The 3,942-nt window shown below is 68.5% G+C and carries 3 protein-coding genes; all 3 read right to left on the bottom strand.

Annotated features, from left to right (window positions below; all coding sequences use genetic code 11):
* Positions 1–2,645: preprotein translocase subunit SecA (gene secA, locus G6030_RS10705; RefSeq protein ID WP_347238635.1), on the bottom strand; the 2,645-nt coding region annotated here is incomplete at its 3' end.
* Positions 2,646–2,810: 165 nt separating this feature from the next.
* Positions 2,811–3,512 (bottom strand): ribosome-associated translation inhibitor RaiA, encoded by a 702-nt coding sequence (gene raiA, locus G6030_RS10700; protein ID WP_007628525.1) that lies wholly within the window; start codon positions 3,510–3,512, stop codon positions 2,811–2,813.
* A 238-nt stretch (positions 3,513–3,750) separates the two neighbouring features.
* Positions 3,751–3,942 (bottom strand): hypothetical protein (locus tag G6030_RS10695; protein WP_182643111.1); only part of this gene is annotated, 192 nt, incomplete at its 5' end.

The following is a 3,942-nucleotide window of genomic DNA, read 5'->3' as shown; positions in this document are numbered from 1 at the left end:
TCCGACGGGCCGGAGAACTGCATCTGCTCCTCGCTCACGTCCCGGCCGGTGCCGGCCGCCCGGAGGATGGGATTGCCACCCGCCAGCGCCGCGGCCTGCGCGGCCGACGGGCCGGCCATCGCCGCCTGCTGCTGGTTGGCCTGGACCTTGACGTTGAACAGGAACGCCACGGTCTCCTCGCGCACGCCGTCCATCATCGCCGAGAACATGTCGTAGCCCTCGCGCTGGTACTCGACCAACGGGTCGCGCTGGGCCATCGCCCGCAGACCGATGCCCTCCTTGAGGTAGTCCATCTCGTAGAGGTGCTCGCGCCACTTGCGGTCGAGGACCTGCAACATGACCGACCGCTCGAGCTGGCGCATCGCGCCCTCGCCGCCGATCCCCTCGATCTCGGCCTCGCGCTCGTCGTACCGGGCGAAGACGTCGTCGAGGACGGCGTCCTTGAGGTTCTTGGCGGACAGATCGCCGGGAGAGCCGTACTCGTCCCCGTCGATGATCTCCTGCGCGGTGATCGACACGGGGTACAGCTGCCGCAGCGCGTCCCACAGCTTCTCCAGGTCCCAGTCCTCGACGTACCCCTCGGCGGTGGCGCCGTCGACGTAGGCGCTGACCACCTGGTAGATCATCGACTCGACCTGGTCGGTGATGTCCTCGCCCTCGAGGATGCGCTTGCGCTCGCGGTAGATTACCGTGCGCTGCTGGTTCATCACCTCGTCGTACTTGAGCACGTCCTTGCGGATCTCGAAGTTCTGCGACTCGACCTGCGTCTGGGCGTTCTTCACGGCGCGCGAGACCATGCCGGCCTCGATGGGCACGTCGTCGGGCAGGCTCAGCCTGTTCATGATCGCCTCGACGGCGGCGCCGTTGAAGCGCCTCATGAGCTCGTCACCCAGCGACAGGTAGAAGCGGGACTCCCCCGGGTCGCCCTGGCGGCCGGAACGACCGCGCAGCTGGTTGTCGATGCGGCGCGAGTCGTGGCGCTCGGTGCCCAGGACGTAGAGGCCACCGGCCTCGCGGACCCGCTCGCCCTCCTCCTTGGTGAGCTTGCGCATCCGCTCGATCTCGGCGTCCCACGCGGCCTCGTACTCCTCCGGGGTGGTCACCGGGTCGAGACCGCGCTCGCGGAGGTTGAGGTCTGCGATGATGTCGGGGTTACCGCCCAGCACGATGTCGGTACCGCGGCCGGCCATGTTGGTGGCGACCGTGACCGCGCCGGGCCGGCCGGCCTGGGCGATGATCTGCGCCTCCTGGGCGTGGAACTTCGCGTTGAGCACGTGGTGCTTGATGCCCTTGCGGGTGAGCAGCCGGGACAGGTGCTCACTGCGCTCGACGGAAGCGGTGCCCACGAGCACCGGCTGCTTCTTCTCGACCCGCTCGGCGATGTCCTCCACCACGGCGGCGAACTTGGCCTCTTCGGTCTTGTAGATGAGGTCGGGCTGGTCCGCGCGGGCCATGGGGCGGTTGGTCGGGATGGGCATGACCTCGAGCTTGTAGATCTGGTACAGCTCGGCCGCCTCTGTCTCGGCGGTGCCGGTCATGCCGGCCAGCTTCTCGTAGAGCCGGAAGTAGTTCTGGAGAGTGATGGTGGCCAGGGTCTGGTTCTCGGCCTTGATCTCCACGCGCTCCTTGGCCTCGATGGCCTGGTGCATGCCCTCGTTGTAGCGGCGGCCGTCGAGGACTCGCCCGGTGAACTCGTCGACGATGATGACGTCGCCGTCGCGGACGATGTAGTCCTTGTCCTTGATGAACAGCTCCTTGGCTTTGATGGAGTTGTTCAGATAACTGACCAGCGGCGAGTTGGCGGCCTCGTAGAGGTTGTCGATGCCCAGCTGGTCCTCGACGAATTCCACGCCCTGCTCGGTGACGCCGATGGTCCGCTTCTTGCGGTCCACCTCGTAGTGGGTGCCCTCCTCCAACAGCGGGGCGATGCGCGCGAACTCGGCGTACCACTTGCTGGAACCGTCGGCGGGACCGGAGATGATGAGCGGGGTCCGCGCCTCGTCGATGAGGATGGAGTCGACCTCGTCGACGATCGCGTAGTTGTGTCCGCGCTGGACGAGCTGGGCGGTGTCGTGCGCCATGTTGTCGCGCAGGTAGTCGAACCCGAACTCGTTGTTCGTACCGTAGGTGATGTCGGCGTGGTAGGCCTCGCGCCGCTGGTCGGGCGTCATGCCGCTGAGGATGGCGCCCACGGACAGGCCCAGGAAGCGGTGGACGCGGCCCATCCACTCGGCGTCGCGCTTCGCGAGGTAGTCGTTGACCGTCACCACGTGCACACCCTTGTCGGACAGGGCGTTGAGGTAAGCGGGCAGCACACAGGTCAGGGTCTTGCCCTCGCCGGTCTTCATCTCGGCGACGGACCCGGTGTGCAGCACGATTGCGCCGATGATCTGCACCTTGTACGGCTTCTGCCCGAGGACGCGGTACGCGGCCTCGCGCGCCACGGCGAACGCCTCGGGCAGCAGGTCGTCCAGCGTCTCCCCCTCGGCCACCCGACGCTTGAACTCCCCGGTCTTCGCCCGGAGCTCGTCGTCGGTCAACTTCTCCGTGTCGGCGGAGAGCGAGTCCACGTAGTCGGCGAGAGCGGTGTACTTCTTGAGCTTTCGCCCCTCGCCGGCCCGGAGCAGCTTGGAAAGAATGGACACAGTCTCGAACGTCCTCGTGGTCGGGGAAGTGGTCGTGGTATCTGCGACCTGCGTGGTGACACGCGGGCCCGGGTTCATCCTAGGTGCTTCGGGCCGTCCTGACACGCCGAGGGCGGTCCGGTCGAGTGGGACCGGACCGCCCTCGGCGGGTGCGGGTGGAGGCCGTCAACCCTCGTCGCTCAGGGTGATGAGCCCGTAGTCGAACGCGTGCCGGCGGTAGACGACGGTGGCGCGTCCGGTCTCCGCGTCGCGGAACAGGTAGAAGTCGTGACCCACGAGTTCCATCTTCTCGAGCGCCTCGTCGACCGACATCGGCGTGCCGTCGTGCTCCTTGCGACGCACGATCTGCCCGGGCATCGAGGCGTCGACCCCGTCGTCGTATTCCACGCCGTCGAGCTGCTGGTCCAGCGCGTCGACCGGGGCGGCGTCGGCGGCCAGCTCGGCGGTCGCCTCGGCGACCGACTGCGGCCGCCGGTGCCCGGAGTGGCTGATCTTGCGACGGGTGCGGGCCTTGCGCATCTGCCGCTCGAGCTTGGCCACGGCCGACTCGAGAGCCGCGTAGAAGGTGTCCTCGGCCGCCTCGGCCCGGGCCACTCCCGGCTTGCCCTTGACGGTGATCTCCACGCGCTGGCTCACCTTGGCCAGCCTCGGGTTGTTCTCGTGCAACAGGATCACGTCGAACCGCTGGATCAACGGCGCCATCTTCTCGACCTTCGCCAGCTTGGTGTTGATCCGGCTCGCGAAATGGTCGGGGACCTCGACGTTCCGGCCGCGGATGGTGACCTGGGCCTCGGGGGTGCCGGGATCGTCGGTCTCGGGACCGTCGAAGGTGGCGGGGTCGAGCAGGACTGCGGGGGTCTTCGCCATCGAAGCTCCTCCTCATCGGGCCTGCGGCGGACCGCTGCGACCGGTCCGGTAACCGCCCGGAATCCCGGCCGAAGGGTCCACCCACATGGCTGAGTGGACACTCTGCGGACACGGCCCACCGGAGCCGACAGGCGGCGAATGTGCTGGTGAACCCGTCCGAAGCCCACCCTACCCGCTCCCGCTGACGCCGCACCCGAGACGGCGAAGCTCACCTCGGTCCGCACGCGACGGCGCTCGTTCAGGCGGCGGTGACGGCCAGGACGCCGGTCACCGGGAGGCCCCCCGCCACGAGCACGGCCACGCACTCGGCGGCCGTGGCGCCGGTGGTCACCACGTCGTCGACGAGCAGGACAGTGGCGGGGGTCGCCAGGAGTGCGGCCACCGTGTCCGGCGCCCCCGGGGAGGCCCGCAGCACCGTCCCGGCGGGGCG

This window comes from Dietzia sp. E1, assembly GCF_014145015.1.
GTDB classification, from domain to species: Bacteria; Actinomycetota; Actinomycetes; order Mycobacteriales; family Mycobacteriaceae; genus Dietzia; species Dietzia cinnamea_A.
This window is presented reverse-complemented; position numbering and strand designations above follow the sequence as displayed.